The organism is Jeotgalibaca dankookensis (assembly GCF_002005405.1).
GTDB classification, from domain to species: domain Bacteria; phylum Bacillota; class Bacilli; order Lactobacillales; family Aerococcaceae; genus Jeotgalibaca; species Jeotgalibaca dankookensis.
Window position 1 is genome coordinate 1,128,562 of record NZ_CP019728.1, and the last position, 21,165, is coordinate 1,149,726.

Annotated in this window: 21 protein-coding genes, 1 tRNA gene and 1 riboswitch; of the genes, 6 read left to right on the plus strand and 16 right to left on the minus strand. The window is 36.5% G+C overall.

Going from position 1 to position 21,165, the window contains the following annotated elements:
* Nucleotides 1-19 precede the first annotated feature (19 nt).
* The 8 genes from BW727_RS05580 to gloA form a co-directional block, all read right to left on the minus strand.
* Entirely contained in the window at nucleotides 20-2,428 is a 2,409-nt protein-coding gene (locus BW727_RS05580) for a glycogen/starch/alpha-glucan phosphorylase (protein WP_062469132.1), read from the minus strand.
* A gap of 43 nt (nucleotides 2,429-2,471) precedes the next feature.
* Nucleotides 2,472-3,905 (minus strand): glycogen synthase GlgA, encoded by a 1,434-nt coding sequence (glgA, locus tag BW727_RS05585; protein ID WP_062469053.1) that lies wholly within the window; start codon nucleotides 3,903-3,905, stop codon nucleotides 2,472-2,474.
* Between the two features lie 13 nt (nucleotides 3,906-3,918).
* Nucleotides 3,919-5,070, minus strand: coding sequence for a glucose-1-phosphate adenylyltransferase subunit GlgD (gene glgD / locus BW727_RS05590; RefSeq protein WP_062469050.1), 1,152 nt, complete (start codon nucleotides 5,068-5,070; stop codon nucleotides 3,919-3,921).
* Entirely contained in the window at nucleotides 5,057-6,214 is a 1,158-nt protein-coding gene (locus BW727_RS05595; protein WP_062469047.1) for a glucose-1-phosphate adenylyltransferase, read from the minus strand. Before BW727_RS05595 ends, glgD begins: the two co-directional genes overlap by 14 nt.
* A gap of 50 nt (nucleotides 6,215-6,264) precedes the next feature.
* A complete protein-coding gene (glgB, locus tag BW727_RS05600; protein ID WP_062469044.1) occupies nucleotides 6,265-8,172 on the minus strand; it encodes a 1,4-alpha-glucan branching protein GlgB in 1,908 nt (635 codons plus the stop codon).
* A 185-nt stretch (nucleotides 8,173-8,357) separates the two neighbouring features.
* Nucleotides 8,358-9,641 (minus strand): alkaline phosphatase family protein, encoded by a 1,284-nt coding sequence (locus tag BW727_RS05605; protein WP_062469041.1) that lies wholly within the window; start codon nucleotides 9,639-9,641, stop codon nucleotides 8,358-8,360.
* A gap of 15 nt (nucleotides 9,642-9,656) precedes the next feature.
* A complete protein-coding gene (locus BW727_RS05610) occupies nucleotides 9,657-10,532 on the minus strand; it encodes a DUF4349 domain-containing protein (protein WP_062469038.1) in 876 nt (291 codons plus the stop codon).
* A gap of 304 nt (nucleotides 10,533-10,836) precedes the next feature.
* Nucleotides 10,837-11,211 carry a lactoylglutathione lyase gene (gloA, locus tag BW727_RS05615; protein ID WP_062469035.1) on the minus strand — a complete coding sequence of 125 codons (375 nt, stop codon included), beginning with the start codon at nucleotides 11,209-11,211 and terminating at the stop codon, nucleotides 10,837-10,839.
* 145 nt (nucleotides 11,212-11,356) lie between these two features.
* Between gloA and BW727_RS05620 the strand changes: the two genes are divergently transcribed.
* The gene (locus BW727_RS05620) at nucleotides 11,357-12,112 is read left to right on the plus strand and encodes a zinc ribbon domain-containing protein (protein WP_062469032.1); all 756 of its coding nucleotides are present in this window, start codon (nucleotides 11,357-11,359) and stop codon (nucleotides 12,110-12,112) included.
* Nucleotides 12,113-12,151: 39 nt separating this feature from the next.
* Here the strand turns inward: BW727_RS05620 and cdd are convergent, their stop codons facing one another.
* Entirely contained in the window at nucleotides 12,152-12,565 is a 414-nt protein-coding gene (gene cdd, locus BW727_RS05625) for a cytidine deaminase (protein WP_062469029.1), read from the minus strand.
* Nucleotides 12,566-12,694: 129 nt separating this feature from the next.
* Between cdd and BW727_RS05630 the strand changes: the two genes are divergently transcribed.
* A complete protein-coding gene (locus BW727_RS05630; protein WP_062469026.1) occupies nucleotides 12,695-13,609 on the plus strand; it encodes an AEC family transporter in 915 nt (304 codons plus the stop codon).
* Between the two features lie 40 nt (nucleotides 13,610-13,649).
* Here the strand turns inward: BW727_RS05630 and BW727_RS05635 are convergent, their stop codons facing one another.
* The 3 genes from BW727_RS05635 to BW727_RS05645 all read right to left on the minus strand — a co-directional run bounded on the left by BW727_RS05635 (nucleotide 13,650) and on the right by BW727_RS05645 (nucleotide 15,714).
* Nucleotides 13,650-14,624, minus strand: coding sequence for a DUF1002 domain-containing protein (locus BW727_RS05635; protein WP_077795773.1), 975 nt, complete (start codon nucleotides 14,622-14,624; stop codon nucleotides 13,650-13,652).
* A 68-nt stretch (nucleotides 14,625-14,692) separates the two neighbouring features.
* Nucleotides 14,693-15,103 carry a hypothetical protein gene (locus tag BW727_RS05640; RefSeq protein WP_077795774.1) on the minus strand — a complete coding sequence of 137 codons (411 nt, stop codon included), beginning with the start codon at nucleotides 15,101-15,103 and terminating at the stop codon, nucleotides 14,693-14,695.
* A gap of 89 nt (nucleotides 15,104-15,192) precedes the next feature.
* Nucleotides 15,193-15,714, minus strand: a complete 522-nt coding sequence (locus BW727_RS05645; protein ID WP_062469023.1) for a transcription repressor NadR — start codon at nucleotides 15,712-15,714, stop codon at nucleotides 15,193-15,195.
* Nucleotides 15,715-15,855: 141 nt separating this feature from the next.
* Between BW727_RS05645 and BW727_RS05650 the strand changes: the two genes are divergently transcribed.
* Nucleotides 15,856-16,083 (plus strand): hypothetical protein, encoded by a 228-nt coding sequence (locus tag BW727_RS05650; protein ID WP_062469020.1) that lies wholly within the window; start codon nucleotides 15,856-15,858, stop codon nucleotides 16,081-16,083.
* Nucleotides 16,084-16,127: 44 nt separating this feature from the next.
* Here BW727_RS05650 and BW727_RS05655 read toward each other — a convergent pair whose 3' ends face one another.
* The 3 genes from BW727_RS05655 to BW727_RS05665 form a co-directional block, all read right to left on the minus strand.
* Nucleotides 16,128-16,790, minus strand: a complete 663-nt coding sequence (locus BW727_RS05655) for a YrrS family protein (protein ID WP_062469018.1) — start codon at nucleotides 16,788-16,790, stop codon at nucleotides 16,128-16,130.
* 83 nt (nucleotides 16,791-16,873) lie between these two features.
* Entirely contained in the window at nucleotides 16,874-17,329 is a 456-nt protein-coding gene (locus tag BW727_RS05660) for a threonine/serine exporter family protein (RefSeq protein ID WP_062469015.1), read from the minus strand.
* The gene (locus tag BW727_RS05665) at nucleotides 17,322-18,095 is read right to left on the minus strand and encodes a threonine/serine exporter family protein (protein ID WP_062469011.1); all 774 of its coding nucleotides are present in this window, start codon (nucleotides 18,093-18,095) and stop codon (nucleotides 17,322-17,324) included. Before BW727_RS05665 ends, BW727_RS05660 begins: the two co-directional genes overlap by 8 nt.
* Nucleotides 18,096-18,317: 222 nt before the next feature.
* On the opposite strand from BW727_RS05665, the gene BW727_RS05670 reads away from it, so the two are divergent.
* From BW727_RS05670 to BW727_RS05680, 3 genes are all read left to right on the plus strand, one after another.
* Entirely contained in the window at nucleotides 18,318-19,106 is a 789-nt protein-coding gene (locus BW727_RS05670) for an NAD-dependent epimerase/dehydratase family protein (protein WP_062469008.1), read from the plus strand.
* A 61-nt stretch (nucleotides 19,107-19,167) separates the two neighbouring features.
* Nucleotides 19,168-19,272: riboswitch (TPP riboswitch) on the plus strand.
* Between the two features lie 67 nt (nucleotides 19,273-19,339).
* Entirely contained in the window at nucleotides 19,340-19,915 is a 576-nt protein-coding gene (gene thiT / locus BW727_RS05675; RefSeq protein ID WP_062469005.1) for an energy-coupled thiamine transporter ThiT, read from the plus strand.
* A gap of 110 nt (nucleotides 19,916-20,025) precedes the next feature.
* A tRNA-Leu gene (locus BW727_RS05680) sits at nucleotides 20,026-20,108 on the plus strand.
* 75 nt (nucleotides 20,109-20,183) lie between these two features.
* Here BW727_RS05680 and BW727_RS05685 read toward each other — a convergent pair.
* On the minus strand, nucleotides 20,184-21,134 hold the full coding sequence (locus tag BW727_RS05685; RefSeq protein ID WP_062469002.1) for a metal ABC transporter solute-binding protein, Zn/Mn family: 951 nt from the start codon (nucleotides 21,132-21,134) through the stop codon (nucleotides 20,184-20,186).
* Nucleotides 21,135-21,165 lie beyond the last annotated feature (31 nt).

Below are 21,165 nucleotides of genomic sequence, written 5' to 3' on the forward strand. Positions count from 1 at the left end.
CTTCTTTTTAAAAATTATATTAAATTAAATCTTCTGGTTCACGTTGTGCTCCTAGTTTCCATATTTCATCCGCATAACGTTCAATTGTATAGTCAGCCGAGAACGGTCCAGAACTTGCAATGTTTAAGAGCGCACGACGGTTCCAAGTTTCACGATTACGGAAATCTTTATCAATTTGCTTGTGCGCGTTAATATAGCTATCAAAATCTTTTAATAAGTAATACTCATCATTGTATTTTACTAAGCTGTCAAAAATATCTTGCCCTTCATCTTCTAACCCTGGAATGGAACCATCGATTAGCATGTTTAATACGCGTTTAACAGCCGGATTCTTTTCATAAATTTCTCGCGAGTTATAAGAGTTAGCGGCATTTAATTTTTGCACTTCTTCATTACTCATACCAAAAATATAGATGTTCTCTTCGCCAACATAGTCATAAATTTCAACAGTTGCGCCATCCATTGTTGCAATCGTTAAAGCACCATTTGCCATTAACTTCATGTTACTTGTTCCAGAAGCTTCTTTACCTGCAAGTGAAATTTGCTCACTGACATCTGCAGCTGGAATAATTAATTCAGCTAAAGAAACACCATAGTTTTCAACAAAGACTACTTTAATTAGATCATTGAGTGATGAATCATTATTAATCATTTCAGCAATTGCATTGATTAACTTAATAATTTGTTTTGCATAGTGATAACTTGGCGCAGCTTTCGCTCCAAAAATAAAGACGCGTTTCGGGATATCCACTCCTGGGTTATCCTTGATATATTGGTAACGATCCAAGATATGTAACACATTTAGCAGTTGACGCTTATAGGCGTGCAAGCGTTTGATTTGAACATCAAAAATAGCGTTTGGATCAATTTCAATATCCATCTCTTCTGACACATACTTGGCAAATCGTTTTTTATTTTCAAGTTTAACAGCATCAATACGCGCTAGTACTTCTTTATCTTCTGCGTATGCTTTTAAAAGGATGATATCATTTGCATTCGTTTTCCATTCCGTCCCAATGGTTTCATCAAGTAAGTCTGTTAAACCAGGGTTTGAAATTTGTAACCAACGACGCATTGTAACGCCATTTGTTTTGTTGTTAAATTTATTCGGATACATTAAATAGAAATCATGTAAGGTATGATTAATCAAAATATTAGTATGGAGTTTTGCAACGCCATTGATACTATGACTCCCAATAATTGCTAGATTAGCCATTTTTATTTCACCGTTAGCTACTATAGCTGTACGATTCGTTAAATCCTCACCGTATAAAGGTGTCTTCTTTTCGATATGACGACGATTAATTTCCATAATAATTTGAGTAATACGTGGCAATAAGAGGTTCATCATATCAATTGACCAACGTTCCATCGCTTCTTGTAAAATTGTATGGTTGGTATAACTTATGGTCTTTTTAGTAATTTCCCAAGCTTGTTCCCAAGACAAACCTTCTTCGTCCATCAAAATACGCATAAGTTCTGGAATCGCTAGGGTTGGATGCGTATCATTGATGTGAATTGCGATTTTATCTGGTAAGTAGCTCCAGTCTAAATTCAGTTGTTTGAAATAGCGAACGACACTTTGTACACCAGCAGAAGAGAAAAAGTATTCTTGTTTTAAACGCAAGAGTAAGCCTTCATAGTTGGAATCATCTGGGTATAAGTATTCAGTGATTTGTTTTACACCATTTCGCTCTTCTTCAGTCGGGAAGAGGTATTCTTCACCATAAGGGATTTCTGCTGACCACAAACGTAAGTTATTTACGGTACCATTCTGGTAGCCTACCATTGCCGTATCATAAGGAACAGCAAGAATATTTTGGGTATTGTGATAAGTCACATGCATATTACCTTCATTATCTGGTTCTAAACTGACTTGTCCGCCAAAACGAACAGTAACAGCTTTGTTTTCACGGCGAACTTCCCAAACATTTCCATTACGCAACCAGTTTTCTGGTAACTCAATTTGGTGTCCATCTATAAATTTCTGTTTAAAAAGGCCATAACGATAGCGAATTCCATTCCCATTTCCGGGCAGTCCCGTTGAAGCTAATGAATCCATAAAGCAAGATGCTAAACGGCCTAATCCACCATTACCAAGAGCCGGATCCATTTCGCCACTAGCTACTTCGTCAAGGTCTAGACCTAGCTCGGCAAGTCCTTCTTGGACAACATCTAAAATACCTAGATTTAATAGATTACTTTTCAGCATTCTTCCTGGTAGAAACTCCATTGAAAAATAATAGACTTGTTTTTGTTTGTTTTCTTGATACGTATCAACTGTTTCTTTCCAATCTGATGAATATAAATCTTTAACTAGATGACCTAATGCCACAAATTGTTCCTGTTTCGTAGCATTTTCGTAGTTAAAAGCAAATCTCTCTTGAAACTTCTTTTTGTATCTATCTTTAAATTGTGAAACATCCATTTTTTGCATGTATTTCCTCCATTTTACCAATTAAGGCGAATATTTATGTCAGTGATTTGTATAGAGACAAGTATGATTGCGCTGGTTTTTCCCATGAAAAATCAATACTCATCGCCTGTTTCATTAGTTTATGCCATTGCTCTGAATCATTTTCGTACACATCAAGAGCTCGGTATATCGTTCCTAGTAGATTATAACCATTAAATCCGTTAAAACTGAAGCCTGTTCCTTCACCAGTAATAGGATTATAAGGAATAACCGTATCTTTTAGTCCACCAATTTCATGCACAAGAGGCAAGGTTCCATACCGCATCGAGACCATTTGGGATAATCCACATGGTTCAAAAGCAGAAGGCATTAAAAAGATATCAGATCCAGCATAAATTTGTTGTGCCAAATTGATGTCAAAATCAATCACTGCACGAAATTTATTATGATAAGCATAATCAAAATACCGGAAAGAATTTTCAAAATTAGCCTCACCTGTTCCCAAAATCACTACTTGAACATTGCGATTACCCATCAATTCCTGAATTTTTTCTTCTACTAATTGAAATCCTTTTTGTGATGTTAATCGGCTAACAGCACCAATAAGAGGGATATCTGGATCAACAGGCAAGCCAAGGCGTTCTTGTAGTGCCTTTTTATTCGCTATTTTCCCACTAAAATCATGACTGTCATAATGATAAGCTAAACGTTTATCGGTTTTAGGATTATTAATATCGTAATCAATCCCATTAATAATGCCATGTAACTTCCAATCATTATACTGCAACGTACCTTCTAAACCTTCCCCAAATTCCGGTCTTTTTATCTCTTCTGCATAAGAAGGACTGACGGTTGTAACTATATCGGAAAAATTAATTCCGCCTTTAAGGAAGTTAACATTATCGTGAAATGCAACGCCGGATTCATGAAAAATATTATAGCCAGTATTAAAAACATTACTCAAAATATCCTGTGTATAGATACCTTGGAACAAAATATTATGAATAGTCAGTACTTTACGAATTCCTCTATACGCTTCAACCCAATGATATTTATCAACAAGTAACACTGGAACCATGGCAGTTTGCCAATCATTTACATGAATAACATCGGGAATAAAGCCAATTTTTTCCATCATCTCGATAATTGCCATGGAGAAGAAACCAAACCGTTCTCCATCATCCCACTCGCCATATAGGCTTTGACGATTGAAATAATCTTGATTATCGATAAAGTAATACGTTACGCCATCTAATTCCAGTGTCTTAATCCCGCAATAGACATGCTTAGGTCCTACTTCCATATAAAAATAAACAAGATCTTCCACTAAGTCCTTATACTCTTGCGGCATACTACTATAGTAGGGCAAGACAACACGAATATCTACACCCTGTTTTTTTAATTCTTTCGGTAAAGCACCGGCGACATCACCTAATCCACCAGTCTTGAAGAAAGGTGCTGCTTCAGCTGCTGCATATAGTACTTTCATATTGCCCTCTTTTCTAGGCTCTTACGGTCTTATTTTTTTCAATAATGATTAAGTTGTCTTTCGACCCTTTTAGGACCACGCCTGGTTCAATTGTCACATTTTTATCTAAAATACAGTATTCAAGAATCGCGTCTTTACCCACTTTAGATCCTTGCATCACAATAGAATCGCGAATGACTGCACCTTTATCTACTGAAACTTTCCGGAAGATTAAAGAGTTTTCTATTTCTCCCGAAATAAAGCCGCCTGTAGCTAGAATCGTATTTTTAACGTTAGCATCGCAACTATAATATGTTGGAGCCTCGTTCTTCACTTTGGTAATGACTCGACGTTCACCATGGAAGACTTTGTCATAGTAATCTTTATTCAGTAAGGACATATTTGCTTCGTAATAAGCCTGAATAGAATCCAGATTAACCATAGTCCCTGTGTACTCATAAGCATCTACTTGGTAGAATTGCGAATAATAGGTAACCAAACGATCGATATCCATGTGAATACTTTCTTTTTCTGCTCGTCCGATAATTTCTAATATTTTATCTACACTGAGTAGATAGGTATTTAAATTAAGCGCTACGGTGTCATCTTGATAGTCATAGTCTTGGCTTGGAACCAACTCTAGTACGTCTTTATCTTGATCTAAACGAACTACTCGCTCATACTGATGACCCTGTACTTCTTGTTTTGGAACCATTTTATAAGTTAATGTAATATCTCCACTATTTTTAAGATGGAATTTGAGGACATCCTGAAAATCGAGGGAGGTAATAATCTTACCGGCACTTACAACTACGTATTCAGATTTTGACTTGATGAGGAACTCTTTTTGGTCGTTATAGAAGTCATTTTCCTCATTATTTCTTTCTCCCATAAATTGTTTCATATAAGTTTGTGAGTATGTAAAAATCCCACCAGCTAAATCCGATTCTAAGTTCCATACCGCACCACTACGAATGTGGTCATAGATAGAACGTCCAGACCCACCTATAAAGATTGCTACGGAATCCATCTCAGCATGGCTGAAGTTTGATAGGTGAAAGTCAATGGCACGATATCGGCTTGCCATAGGCAGTGCCGCTACTGGTCGCATGGTTGTTAATGGTTGCATATCTCGTGTGCTTGGTTCAGTCAAACTTAAAATCGCACATATTTTATTCATTCTCATAATCATTTCCTCCTACCTCTTCTTCGTAACCAATAACGTGTATATCATCATGTGTTCCGATAATCTGAGCACCATCTTTAATATTGGCATATTCACCGATAATAGCGTACTCAATTTTAACGTTTTTACCAATTTTCGCATTCGCCATAATAACACTGTCTTTTACAGTACTATTTTCTCCTAAGGAAACATTTTGAGAAATAATTGAATGCGCTACTTTTCCTTCGATATAAGCACCATCAGCCATCATTGATTCTTTCACTTCACCATTTTTTGATACAAATTGAGGTGGCGCAATCATATTGCGAGAATAGATTCTCCAGTCATCATCGCGAATATTTAAACTATGGTTTGGATCTAAAAACTCCATATTCGCTTCCCATAAGCTATCAATTGTTCCGACATCTTTCCAATAACCATTGAAAGCATAGGCATATATTTTTTCATTATTTTCTAGAAATGCTGGTATAACATCATGCCCAAAATCAAGCATTTCTTTATTTTCTTCATTTGATTCTTTGTCTTCTAATAGATATTTACGTAGTTTTTTCCAATTGAAAATATAAATACCCATTGAAGCAAGATTACTCTTAGGTTCAGCTGGTTTTTCTTCAAATTCAATAATTCGTCCTGTATCGTCGGTATTCATAATTCCAAACCGAGAGGCTTCTTTAATATCAACCGGAAGGACACCCACTGTTAAATCTGCACCTGTTTCGATATGTTTTTTTAACATAGCATCGTAATCCATTTTATAAATATGATCTCCGGATAAAACTAAAACGGTATCTGGATCTCTTGAATCAATAAAACTCACGTTTTGTGTGATTGCATTTGCTGTCCCTTTAAACCAGTTTTCTCCTTGGGAGTTGGTGAATGGTTGTAAGATAGTCGCGCCTTTTCCGTGACCACTAAGACCCCAGGGCTCACCATTTCCAATATGAACGTTAAGCTCTAGCGGCTCATATTGTGTAACAATTCCCACTTCTTTGATATTAGAATTTGCACAGTTACTTAGTACGAAGTCGATAATACGGTAGCGGCCACCAAACGGAACAGCCGGTTTAGCTGTCTCACGTGTTAACTTACCTAAACGTGTTCCTTGACCCCCCGCTAAGACCATTGCTAACATTTTATTTTTCATATGTATCAGGAAGAACGCGTAGTCCTTCCCTTCCCCTCCTCATATCGTGCTTATTTTTTATTTAATCCGTAAATTCTTTTGGGACGTAAATAAACGGTTCCCAGGGCCGGTACAGTTAACTCAACCGTGTAATCAAATTGCTTAAATGGTTCTTCTTGCGTTTTCATATCTGGCAGGCCATGTGTCCAAGTTCCACCAAACGCTTTCATTTCTGTATTTAATAATTCTTCGTAAGTTCCTCGGTAAGGAACACCTACTTTGAAGTTTCGACGCTCTACGGGTGTAAAGTTTGTGACAATCACTAAAAAGTCCCGTTCCTTATCTGATTTTCTAATAAACGAGAGCACAGACTCCACATTATTATCCGCATCGATTAATTCTATTCCAGCATAGGAATCATCTATTTCGTAAAGGGCTTTTTGATCTTTGTATAAGTGGTTTAAATGTTTTATAAACTGTTGATATTCAGAATTAAATGGTTGATCCATAATGCCCCACTCTAATTCTTCATAAAAACGCCACTCTAAAAACTGTCCAATTTCGTAACCCATAAAGTTTAATTTTTTACCAGGATGCGCAAATTGATAAGCTTGCAAGGTCCGCAAAGCTGCAAATTGATTGTAGCGGTCGCCAGGCATTTTTCCTAATAAGGAGTTTTTACCGTGAACAACTTCATCATGTGAAAATGGCAACAAGAAATGTTCATTGAACGCATACATAAATGAGAAGGTAATTAAGTGGTAATTGTCTTTACGTAAAAGCGGATCCATTTCAAAAAATCTTAATGTATCATTCATCCAGCCCATATTCCATTTATAGGTAAAACCGAGGCCTCCTGAAGTTACTGGTTCTGTAACATCCTTCCATGAGGTGCTCTCCTCAGCAATCATCAGCATATTTGGATCTTGTGCTAATAGAACTGAATTCATTTTCTGTAAAAATGCAACACCTTCGCGGTTATGGTTACTACCATCTTCATTTGGCGTCCAAGGTCCTTCATCATAATCAAGGTAGATCATATTTGAAACAGCATCTACTCGAATACCGTCTACATGAAACTCTTTCATCCAATACATTGCATTCGATATTAGGAAGCTATGAACCTGCTTCTTACCTAAATCAAAATTATTGGTTCCCCACCGATTGTTAATTGCGCGATTCGGATCTTGATATTCATAAGTAGGCGTCCCATCGTAATACGGTAATGCGTAATCATTTTTACAAAAATGACCTGGTACCCAATCCAAGATAATTCCTATATTATTTTTATGTGCTTTCTCAACAAAATCACGGAATTCTAAAATATTGCCAAAACGAGCGGCAACTGCAAAATAACCTGAAATTTGATACCCCCATGAAGCTTCTAGAGGGTGTTCCATAACGGGCATAATTTCAATATGTGTATAGCCCATTTCCTTTACGTATGGAATTAACGTTTCGGCTAATTCATCAAATGAATAAGGAGTGCCATCTGCATGTTTTCGCCAAGAAGCAACATGGACTTCATAAATGTTAAGCGGTTTTTTATTAGAGGTTTTACGCTTCTTGTTCGCAAGCCAAGCGCCATCTGTCCACTTCTTATCTGGTAAATCTTGAATAATTGAAGCGTCTTTGGGAGGCACTTCATAAGCGAATGCGTAAGGATCAATCTTGTATTTTTTAATACCATCAGGGGACTCTATTAAATATTTGTAACACTGGTGTTCCTCTGCTTCCGGGGTAAAAACTGACCAAGTTCCTGTTGTTCCCACCATTTCCATAGGTACTGGGTTCCAGTCAGAAAAATCGCCTACCAAGGCAACCGATTTTGCATTTGGAGCCCAAACAGTGAAACGCCAACCATCTTGGCTGTTTTCATAACTGCGTTTACTTCCCATAGTACGATAACTTTCAAAAAGTTCACCATTATTAAATAAATACAGTTCTTTTTCAATATCTTCATATATTGATGTCTTCATCAACTATCATCCTCCTCTACCTCACACATACCCTTAACAACTTATTAGATTAAAATTTAATGAAGTAACTCTCATTACCATAATAACATGTTAGACATTTTCACGCCATTTTAAGCATGTCAATATCAAAATATTTATAAAGTATTTTTTTCAAAAAAATACTTTATAAATATTTAATAAACAATTTAAATGAATACGTCTCTTAATATTTTCCCGTCAGTTTTATGATTAAATGAAAGGCCAATTGCGTGCAGTAGTGTTGGTGCTTCATCTAAGAGACTTGCTTGTCTTATTCGAGCTTGTTCATTGATACCTGGGCCAGACAAGAGCAACATCGTTGTATAATTTCTTTTTTCAGGATGAAACCCGTGATTGGCTTTTAACAACGTTCTTCCTGCTACGTTCTTTGCAGTTGTCTCCATAAAAGGATAGCTGAGTTCATCACTAAAATAATATCCCTTTTTCGCTTCCAACATAAACAAAGCCGAGGTATTCGCTTCTTTAACTTGGTTACTATCTCTTGTAAATATATGCTTAATACGTGGGTAGATCCCTTTTAGTGCTTCTAAAATTTCACTCTCTGTTATCGCGTTATCTTGACGATAGATATATGCAGCACCACCTGCTGATTTGACAATAACCTTCCAATCGCAAATACGCTGCTTTCGATTTACCGTTATCCAGCCCTTCTCAACGAAAAGATGATTCGGTCGAATGACCGTATGCGTATCAATTTGATAATGATCACCCAGAATAGCTAAAACAGTGTCTTCCCTAATCCCCATCTTTTCCACAGCTTCAAGAATGTCACCTAAGTGCTGATCCATTCGAATAATGGCGGCTCTTGCTTGGTTACTTGAAATGCCATTTGCATGTCGCATGGCATCTAAATCAACCAGATGAATTGCCATTAAATCTGGCTTTTTATTTAAAATAGTATCGACGGCTACTGCTGTTACAAAGTTATCTAGCTCCGGTTGTTCGATTCCTTTCCGGAGATGTTTAAATTTCTTATCCATTTCTAGCGCATATGACAGCGTTGATGCGTATCCAGAAACCATGATTTGGTTTTGCCAAGGTCGATTAGGAAAAATTTCTGCTAAGTTATAATCAATAACCTTACTCCTTCCAGTCACAGGCCAGAGTAAGGTACAAATTTTATAATCAGACTGTTTGGCAATATCAAATATAGTAGGTGTTCGAATTGAATTTGCATACCAGAACCAGTCGGGATTCACTCGATTAGGTTGGAATTGTGTATTATTTACGATTCCGTGTTTTTGGGGATGCATACCTGTAACAATTGATGTATGAGCAACATATGTTAACGAAGGATATACTGTTCTTATTCCCGTAACTTGTGCACTCTGATTGAGTATTTTTTTAAAATGAGGTAACGTCGCCGCAAACTCTAAATCAGAATCACCAAATGCATCTAAAGATATGATATACAGTCTATTCTTTTTCACAGCTGCCCCTCCGTCTTATCTCTTTTTCTTTGCAATGAAACGTTTGTAAAGAACAATAAAAAGAGTAATTAAAAAGCCAAGAATAAGAATATAAGGTAAGGCGTAAATCAACCAAACAGCGACATCTTGCATCCAATAATAGAAACTGTACAAGGAGTCTAATAGAGCATGTTTAACACGTTGCCAAAATGAAACTGCCTGACCCGGGTTTTGAGAGAGACGTTGCTTTTCTGAAAGTTGGACATAGACTTGCGTATAATCGATTAAATCATCGATGTTATCAAGTTGTGATTGTAAAATTTCCCTTTCTGCAATTGTTTCACTCAAGTTATCTTCTATTAATAGAAGTTGCTCCACAGTTTCAGCATCTTCCAATAACTCTTGCAAACGAACCTCTTTTTGATTCAAAACGCTTATTCTAGCTTCTATATCTCGGTAATTCTTAGTAGCATCTTCAGCCCCAATCTGTTGACTCGTTTTTACTGCGTTCATACCAGATAAAGCATCTAAAAAGGCATTTAAATTTTCAGTTGGAACCCGTAAAGTATAGTGGACCTGACGTAGAGGCACACGATTGTTAAAGGTTTCGTTTTGTAACCCATTGTTAGATTCGGTAGAGTATTCAATGTAGGCTTGGAAGTCTGCAATTTTTTCTAACAGATATTTTTGCGAATCTTCATAAGCAAGTGTTTCATAATCTAGGTAAACTGTCTTAATAACTTTTTCGCCTATTAAACCTAGGTCAGTTTCTTCTCTCATATCCCCTTGCTCATTTAGAGTCATTTCATTTACTTCAGCCAAACCTTCCGTTGAGTTCACAGTATCTTCTTGTAGGTTTGACGAACACCCTGCAAGTAATAATATAAAAAATAATAATAATTTCTTCTTCATTTGTACCCCTCCTTATACAATCGCTTAGCCCTATTTTATCAGTCTTTCGCTATATTTGAAAGGGCTTACTTTTTATAACAAACAAAATAGAAAGAGCTGTACTCCCGAAGGAATACAGCTCTTTCTGCGGCATGATTTCTCATGGATAAAACCTCGTTCACACCGAGTTTTTATCAAACATCCACTTACCGTGGTTGTGTTAAACACGTATGTCCCGCCTTAACTGCAATCACAAAAGGATTGCAAGTCGCCTCGTCGCATGTATAAAAGAATAACATGCTTATAAACATTTAGCAAGCTTTATTTAGCGATCTTGAACAACTTCTATTTTATAGCCATCTGGATCAATTACAAAGTAATAGCGAAATTCTGAGTTCGGTAGTCCTTTTAAATCGGTTACTTCAAGATTTGCAGCTTTATGTTTTTCATGCATTTGCGGAACATCAGAAACTGCAATGGCGATATGGCCATAACCGTCTCCAAGATTGTATCCAGGATGATCATAATTGTAAGTTAACTCTAGTTGGTAATCGTCTCCTGGTAAGGATAAGTATACGAGGGTAAATTTATTATCAGGAAAATCTTTTCTATTAACCTCTTCAAAATTGAATGCTTCTTTGTAAAACGTTAATGACTTCTCTAAATCTTTAACGCGTACACAAGTATGAACCATTTTCATAAATCCTTCACTCCTTCTATCTTTGTAATACTATGGTATCATCTTTTAGAGGAGATGTCTTACAATACGCAACTAAAAAATAGCTTGTGATAAATTTGAAACTAGATTATGCTAGTCATATTGGATTAAAAAAAGGAGTAATAAAATGAAAAAATGTTTCTATTGTCAAAGCACCATTCCCGCCGATGCAGCCACTTGTCCGATGTGTGGACTTGATTTAACTGAAGTGGAGACGAGTGAAAATCGTACCCAAAAAGTTTCTCGAAAAGAGAAGCATCAATTTAGTTTTAAAAAAATTATGGCGCCTTTCTTAAGTTATGTCAGGTACATGGCAGCTCATGTCCGTACGCCTTTTAAAACTTCTTATCCCAATGAAGTTTACTCTTTACACGGGTACATAACAGTTTTACTATCAGCTCTGTTTTCAGCTGGGATTGTAACGCGAGTAGTAGCCGCTCTTGATCAAACTTATCAATTCTTCATATCAATCTCAATTTTACCCGCTTTAGTCGTCAATTTTAATGGGTTTGAATGGTTTTTAAAACTAAGTATTTTCTTCTTTTTTAATATTATTGTCTTAACTGGACTCTCTTACTTGTTCAAAAGTAAAGACAAAGCGCAAACCGCTACCTTTAACCATTGGCTTGCATACTTTACTAGTATTAATACGCTTTACCACGTTTTACTCATTGTTTTCTTTATCGTAGCGATGATTGTGCCTATTGGGTTAGGGGTGCCCGCTCTTCTATTTGTTTGCCTTTATCACCTCTCCTATATAATTAGTTACATTTTTACTTTAGAAAATGAAAAAACAAGTAAAAAATTCTATCAAGCATTGATTAGCTTGAGTGTTTATTATATAGTCATGGCTCTTATGGGATATTTATTAATCAGAATTTAAAACTAAAGAAGAAGCGATTTTTTTCGCTTCTTCTTTAGTTTAATTATTTAAGGAGTCAAATGCATAAGGCACTAATTCATCGATTGTAACGCGCTTAATCTCATCTTTTCCATTCGTTAAAAATACCGGTGTGTCAGCGTCGCATAATTCCACCATTACCTGGCGACAAATACTACAAGGTGTAATATAACCTTCCATATTAGCAGACACAGCAATTGCAGCCACATCTTCTTTCCCGTATCCTTTTGTTACGCCTGTAAAGAGTGCCGTCCGTTCAGCACAATTTGTCGCACCAAAAGAAACATTCTCAATATTTACCCCTGTAATAACATCCCCATTTTTATAGAGGATAGCTGCCCCCACTGGAAAATGTGAATAAGGAACGTAGGCCTTTGTCTTAATATTTTTTGCATCTGAAACGAGTGCATTGATTTGTTCTTCTTTTAAATCCATTTTTTTGCCTCCTTATGAAACGATTTACCTTATTATACCTTAATTTTTTTATTTTTTGTTTTTTTAACTTTCACTTACTTATTTATATGGTATGCTCTTTACGGACTATTTTGAAAAGGAGGTTACCATATGTTTCAAATTCTCTTGCAACAAATGTTAACCATGCTAACGCTCGCCATATTCGGTTTTGCACTTATAAAAAGTAAAACACTTGATAGTGAAGGTACGAGGCAAATCTCGACTATTTTAACCATGTACGTTATGCCAGCCGCAATGATCGCTTCATTTCATACTGACTTTGACTTGTCCCGTTTAAAACTATTTGGTTGGGCTGCTATTGCAGCATTTTTAACGGTCCTCAGCCGAATTTTCTTAAACTATTTTATTTTTGATAAAAATGATCGAATCGCTAAATACAGTGTTACTTTTCCAAACTCAGGTTTCTTTGGAATTCCTATTGTAACGGCTTTAATTGGAATAGAGGGCGTTTTTTTCATGACTGCCTTTATTATGGTCACAAATGTCATGCAGTGGACTTATGGACAAACGCTTATTTCTGGAAATCGACATTCTATGAGTATTAAAAAGTTATTTCTAAATCCTGCCATGATTGGTGCCACAATTGGTTTGTTTCTATTTATTACCCAAATTGCTCTTCCACCTTTTATTTGGAAAGCTGTTGATAGCATAGCGGCTTTGAATACGTCACTCGCGATGATTGTTATCGGTAGTTATTTGGCGAACAGTAACTTCAAAGAAATTTTTACAAGTAGACCCGCTTATAAAGCAGCAACTATGCGGCTACTCATTACACCGCTCTTGGCGTTTATCATTATTAAATTGTTACCCATTAATAATGCAGAAGTCGAACTCGTCTTAACAATTGCTTCAGTAGCACCTGCTGCAGCAAATACTGCTATTTTAGGTCGTCTATTCGGTGGTGATTATAAATACGGGGCACGTATTGTCGTTTTAACTTCCCTTATATCCATCCTAACCATTCCTTTTATGATTCAATTTGCGCAATTTATATACGCACTCTAATCACAATAAAAAACAGTTCCCATTAGTGGGAACTGTTTTTTTAGTTGAATAAATTACGTATGGATTGCCATACTTCCTTAAAGAATGTTCCAATCCGATCAATGATGCGGCTCTCTTCTGCTTGATCGATTAAACCTGACACTCTATTTTTAACCTCTTCTGACAAATCTTTCAGTTGTTCCTTCACTTGGGCGGAATCAATGGCAGAGGTACTTTGATATTTTTCAAATAAATCTAATAACCGTTGAAATTGCTCTTGGGTCACATAATCTTCTAATTGATTGTTGGCAAGGGCATCGTTAATAATACGCTCAATGTCTTCACGGGTTGCTAAATTGCCAACTTGATCCTTTAAGTCAGCAAGCTCTTGCTTAATTTCAATAATCGCCTGATTCAGTCGATCTGTTTCAAATCCTTCTTGATCTTGATTTTCTTGCGCAATGGCATTGGTTGTCTCAAGTTCTTCTTGGGCAACTTCCATTCGATCCTGCTCTAATCCTTCACCATTGACATCAAACGCTTTATAGATACCGGTTAAGGCACTTTCACCTGTTACTCGGCTAACACTCGCAACTAATATTTGTGCGTCAGAAACCCCAGCTGTAATCGCAGCATTTGTATACTGTTCTTCAGTGATTTCTGTAATATTTTCGGGAGTTTTAATTAAAACTTCAACACCGGTACCACTATTTTTCTTTTGAACCAGAACTGAAGAGATCATAACGGATGTATCCGCCGCTCCTTCATTCAAATAATTAGCCAAATCTTCTCCCGTCACGGGCATGCTATTAGCATTATTTATTTCTTCAATATCTAACAGCTTTATCGTGTTATCTATTTGCGATTCGGAAAGACCTCCACCATAAACGAATGTTGGTTTTCCCCATTTTTCATCGATAACCGTTGTATCAATCCTCTTCTCACTCGCCTGTACATTTTTTGTTGATAAATTGATACCAGCAGTTAGCATTAATAAACTCATCATAGTCAATAATACTTTCCTAATTTTTAGCATCCATCTAACCTCCTATTTATTCAGTATAAAGCTACAGGATAAATTTTTCCATCCACCCTGAGACCGATTTAATTTTTTTCTACCGCCCGCCAAACAATACGAGCTAGTTCTAAGTCTACCATACTATGAATAATCGTTCCCAGTCCAACCAAGCCCATTACTGAAAAAAGTAAACCTTGATCGTAATAATTTGCGGATAAGTTACCGGCAAAATAAGCAAATATAACATGGCTCATGGCTCGTAAACTAATGACAATGGGAAATCCGCCAAGTAAAAAACCAAATGCCGTTCCAATTGCGACTGCAATTGCAACAGTAGGCGAAATAAACATGGCAATGAAAGTGGCAACATGGCTAGCCAAAGTAAAAGAAGCTGGCTCTAGAATAATTTTTAATGGTGATACCATAGGGATTAAAATCCCAATTGCTATTAACAATGCTGCGATTGTTAGGGTACGTGTTCTCGTTTTCGTTTTCAAAATAATGGCACTCTCCTGTGTTATTTACTTATAATCAATGACAGGTGTCTTGACACCTGTCATTGATTATAAGTTTTTATTTTGTAAAGTCAACTGTATAAAATTCCTAATCCATTTAGTTCTTTTTTAATTTCTTCAAAAGTAGAATAATCTGGACATTTGATCGTATGAATATGAATGCCATCGGTGAGGGTTGCTAACATTTTAGTTTGTCCTTTTTTAAAATCTGCCATAAAATTTTCAATATCACTTCTAGTCCTAATTCTTAAGCTACCTGATAGTAGACCATATAGTGGATGTTCCACGCTGACATCAAGAACCTCTCCCCCTTTGTCTACAATCGTATACAATTCTATTTCCGTTTCTTCTGGTTTGTGCTGACAAACAATTTTTCCAACGAACCCTTGAAGTTCAGCTTCTTCTTTAGCTGGAATCACGTAGCCACGTGGAGTTGATTGTATTTCAAACCCTTCTGCACGCAATAACGCAACATCTCCAACAATCACCTGTCGACTGACTGAAAACTTTTCAGCAAGTACGCCTGCACTCACTGGCACTTTATTTTGTTCTAAAGTTGCCAGAATTTTTTTTCTACGTTCAGAAGTAGTCATAGACGTTCTCCCTTCTTATTTTCATAAACATATTCTAATACCTTATCACTGACATTTCCTTCTTACTCAATTATACTATTTATAAGTGTTTAGTCACTTGTTATTATTTTAATAGTTTAAAAAAGAAATTGAGGGATGTAAATGGATTTAGTGTTATACCAAGCATACAAAGAGTGGCGTAAAGAGATGTTTTTGTTCCAAGATGACTTAGATTGGGATAATAATAGTGAAGCTGATTTTGCATTATGGGACGCAGCTGATCATAGTGCTCGGGATGATTTTAATTTATTTCTAGCAACACGTACATTGGACCAAGTCAGTTTCTTAGAAATGAAGGAAATGGAAATGCGTTATGAGGAAGAAAATTAAAAGACGCATCAACACGTGAATGTGTTGATGCGTCTTTTTCGTTCTTATTGAATAAAATCATATATTTCTTCATAACGTGTTACTTGCCAACCTTGTCCATCATTCCAAGTTAGATAAACTTTATAATAACGTTGCGTTGACGTTTCTAGTATAGTTGATGTTACTTTGTCTTCAGCGCCACCATCACTGCCAACCCAATATTCTATCATATCATCTTCAGAAACTCCTGTTACTTGAGATGTTGCTCGTCTAATCTCAATACGATCGGCACTTCCATCTTCATAATTGGTTACATGTGGTCCACCTTGACTCGTTTCTACCGGTTCCCACTCCCCCGAATATGCTTTAATAACATTGGGGTCATCAGATGCTACTTCGATAATTTCATCTTCTTTTTTTGGTTCTTCTTTTGGTTTTTCTTTTGACTCTTCTTTTGATTCTTCTTTTTTTGCTTCACTTTCAGATTCTTTCGTTTCGATAGATTCAGGTGAACTAGAAGATGCCATGACAGAAGATGATTCTTCTTGTTGGTCCATGCCCGCTAAGATATCTCCTTCAGGATCTTGGTTGGAACCTGGATAAAAGAATTCAAACATTAATATAATAAGTGCCATTGCTAAAAGACCAATTGATAATTTCAGGATTAAATCAGAACGGTTATTTTTTGTTTTATTGCGCTGAACGCGCGATTTTTTATTTTCAGACACGTCTTCTCCCCCTCTTGACAATTGTATCATTTTTTCGTTACTACCAGCTACTAGTTACATTACAAATCTATTACAGTCTCACTTTAATCTTCTTTTTTATTGAATTTAATAAAATTCAATCGTAATTTTAAGCTAATCAAGGAATCCACTAGAAATATTGCCACAGCAATCGCTCCAGAAATCAATAAAGCGCCATTTAAATGAACTGTCGCACTACTATAATCACTTTCGATAAACGCAAAGACGGCCCGGTAAACACCTTCACCAGGAACTAATGGAATAAAAGCAGGTAAAAAATACACTGTCGCTGGTGTTTTTAATACTCGCGCAAAGTATTGAGATAATAAAGCAATTGTTAAGCTCGCAAATAAAGTTGCCACAACCTTGTCCACATAAGGAACGCTCAATAAATATATGAACCACCCTACTGCTCCCGTTAAGCCAATCTGAAACAAAGAGCGCCTCGGTGATTTTAAAAGGACCGCAAAAAAAACATCTGCGACAAAAGCTACGAGCGATTGTACAAGAATATCATCCATTAAATAATCGGCCTCCTAACACTAACCCAGTTCCGATTCCGATTGCAATAAAAATAGCAATGAGAAAAGCCTCTAATATTTTTGCACCTCCGGACATATAATCCTCACGGAATATGTCTCGAACACCGTTCGTCATAGCTGTTCCTGGTAATAAAGGAGTAATAGCCGAAACAATCATAATGTTTTGCGAAAGAGGCGTTTGAATGAGTTTAGAGATACCAATTGCTAAAATCGCTATTAAGAAACTTGCTACCATATCCAACACAAAAGGTTTAATATGCCAACGATTTCCAAAATATTGTACGAATGCTACGCTGATAGAAACGGGTATAATCGCAATAAATTCTGTTAATCCACCTTGATAGAGAATTACAATTGTCTGGATAAACCCAATGATGGCTATCGCTTGCGTCCAGGGATTATATTGGATGCGATTAATTTCCTTTAATAGCTGAAAGGCTTCCTCAATTGGAAGCAGGCCACTGGTTACACGTCTAGAAATATCATTAACACGCGTAATATTTCCTAGATTTGTATTTCGATTCGAAATACGTTTAACAACTGTAATCGCGTGCATGTCGTAGTTATCAAGGGTTGCTACCAGCCCTGTCGTTATAGCTAAAGCATCAATCATTCCTAATTCGGTTAGAGCAAGAATACGCGTAACCGTCTCTTCAACCCGATAGGTTTCCGCATTGCTCTCAAGCATAATTTGTCCAGCCAATACGGCCGTATCCATATATAGTTCGTAATCCATTTCTGTCATTTAACTTTCCCCTTCCCTCAGCTTCTAGTCTATCTAAGTATAACTGAAAACTATTTTCAATTCTTTTCTTTTCTAGAAGTAAATACTCATTACGTGTTTACTATTTAGTCTAACACTTTTAGACGAGTATCATACCAAATAAATAAGTCTAGACTATTATTTGACTTTAAAGGCGTTACATTTTACGATGACACTAGCATCTATTATAGAGGGGGTTATATTGTGTCTTCAATCTTAATAACCGGCGCAACTGGTAATATCGGCGTTGTTTTAGTTGAGCATTTAAAAAAGGATCATCAATTGACACTTGTGGATATCGATTTTTCAAAAATGCCAGAACATTTAATGGATGGTTCTACCATCAAAAAAGCAGATCTCATTAAACCTGAGAACTGGAGTGGTTTATTAGAGGAGACTGACTATGTCATCCACCTAGCTGGCGATCCAAGTCCGGATGCAGGTTTTTATGATTCTCTTCTGGATATGAATTTCAAGCTAACTTATAATTTATTTGAGGAAGCTAAAAAAGAAACCAATCAGGTTAAACGTATTATTTTTGCTAGCTCCGTTCACGCTATTGATAACTACCCAGATAATGTACAAGTTAAGACTTCTGATTATCCGAGGCCAGCGGATTTATATGGTGTATCTAAGGTATTCATGGAAGCCTTGGCTAGCTATCACGCTTACACAAACGGCCAAGAAGCAATTGGTATTCGAATAGGCGCCTTTAATGGCGACATTTCCCCAGATATCTCCAACGCAGACGCTTTTTCTGTTTATTTATCTGAACGCGATCTGTGTCACCTTATCGATTGCTGTTTAGAAGCAACTCTAAAAGAGCCTTTTCTTTTAGTAAACGGCGTATCGAATAATCGTTTTCCTAGAATGGATATTTACCAAGCGCATGTCGATATCGGATATACACCACAAGATGATGCTTTTGAAATGCAAGGAAGTGGCGTTTATGATTTCAAAAAAGAGCCTGAAATTGATATGGATTTTGAATAAAATTAAGATTTTTTTGTCTTTATTTAAAAAGTATGCTAAAGTATCATTAATTGAATCATTACTTATCACAAAGGGGGGCCATTTATTGGCTGAGACTGAATGAACTATTCTAACCCTTCGAACCTGTTTCGTTAATACGAGCGTAGGAATTGTGTGAGTTGAGGAAACCTTTTAAGTATCCTCCTCCTTTGTTGTAGGTTTTTTGAGATTCTACCACAGAAGGAGGAGTTTTTATGTCAAAAAATTTATCAGTTTGGATTGAAGCAACTATTATAGCCGCTCTAGCGACTGCTTTGTCTTTTATTCCGCTCAATATTGGACCGAGTTTTTCGATAACCGTTGGGCAACCTGTTCTGGTCTTATATGCTTTGCGTCGTGGATTGAAACCAGGACTTGCGGCTGGTTTTTTGTGGGGGGTTCTGCATATTTTAGTGGGAACTGCTTATATTCTTACCCCTCTTCAAGGGTTTATTGAATATTTCGTTGCCTTTGGATTTACTGGTTTTGCTGGTTTATGGGCAAATAAAATGAGAGCAGATTTAAATAACAATGATGCAAAACACTCTGTTTTAGTTATTATTTTAGCTTCACTTGTTGGTACTTTTGCACGTTACTTCTGGCATACAATTGCTGGTTACTACTTTTGGGGACAATTTGCCCCAGAAGGATGGAGTCCTTGGTTTTATTCGATTACCATGAACAGTATTAGCGCACTTGCAACAGGTACCTTTACGATTGTCGTTCTGCTCATTGTTTTACGTACAACGCCACAACTATTTATTCCTAAAAATAACCGACAAGGCTATTAATAATGAAGTTGAAACGGAAAAGATGCTAGCTTATGCATGAGCATCTTTTCTTTTTTTATTGACAAAGACTACAATCAGAATTATACTATAGTAGTTCTGTTAATTCTTAAGCGGTCATGGCGGAATGGCAGACGCGCCAGCTTGAGGGGCTGGTGGGAGAAATCCCGTGGAGGTTCAAGTCCTCTTGGCCGCATCATTATTTTATTATTTAAAAAGCTATCCCTAGGCGAATGATTCGCTTGGGGATAGCTTTTTTTTACTCTATATTTTAATGTTCTTTCAGTTCATCATGAATTAAATTAATATTATAATTTAGATACTTCATATAAGTATCTACTTCTTCCCCTGGTTTCCCAATTTCGTCAGAGTAGATTGGTTTTTCGGAAAATGGAACGCCTGTTTCCTTAGAAACAGTTTCCATAGGTCTGGTATCTACATTTGATTCAATAAAGAGAACAGGTACATTGTTATCTTTTACAAAAGCAATCAATGATTTAATTTGTTCTGGTGAACCATTTTCTTCGGTATCAATTGCCCAAATAAACCCTTCTTTTAATCCATATTCATCAGCCATATACTGGAAAGCACGTTCACTTGTTACAAGGATACGTTTTTCTTCAGGAATATCATTAATACGTTCGCGGTATTCTTTTTCAACTTCTTTTAATCTTTCTAGATAAGCTGTAGCTCGTTCTTCATAATTTCCTTTGTTTTCTGGATCTTTTTCTATGAAAGCATCACGCATATCTTCAGCCATCTTAATACCAACAGCAGGGTTAATAAATGCGTGAGGATTTATTTGATCTTTTTTACCATCTTCACCACTTAGGTACATTGGTTCTACACGTTCCGTTAAACTATACAAGTTATCCATATCTTGATTAACAGAATTAATCATTTTAAAGAACCAGCCATCTTCTCCACCTTCAAGGTTTAGACCATTATAAAATAAGATATCAGCGTCTGTTGCTTTTTTCATATCCAATGGAAGTGGTTCATACTCATGTGGATCTGTTCCGGTTGGAACTAAGTTATGAATGGAAACATCATCGCCACCGATTTCTCTGGCAAGGTCTTGAATAATGGTAAAGCTCGAGACAACCTGTAATTTATCATCACTATTACTTGCTTCGTCTGTTGTTGCCTCGTTGCTTCCACACCCTATCAGCAGCATAAGAGCCGCACTAGGTGCTAATAAATATTTAAATATTTTCTTCATTTGTTTTGTTTCCTCCTAATTTTTTTATCTA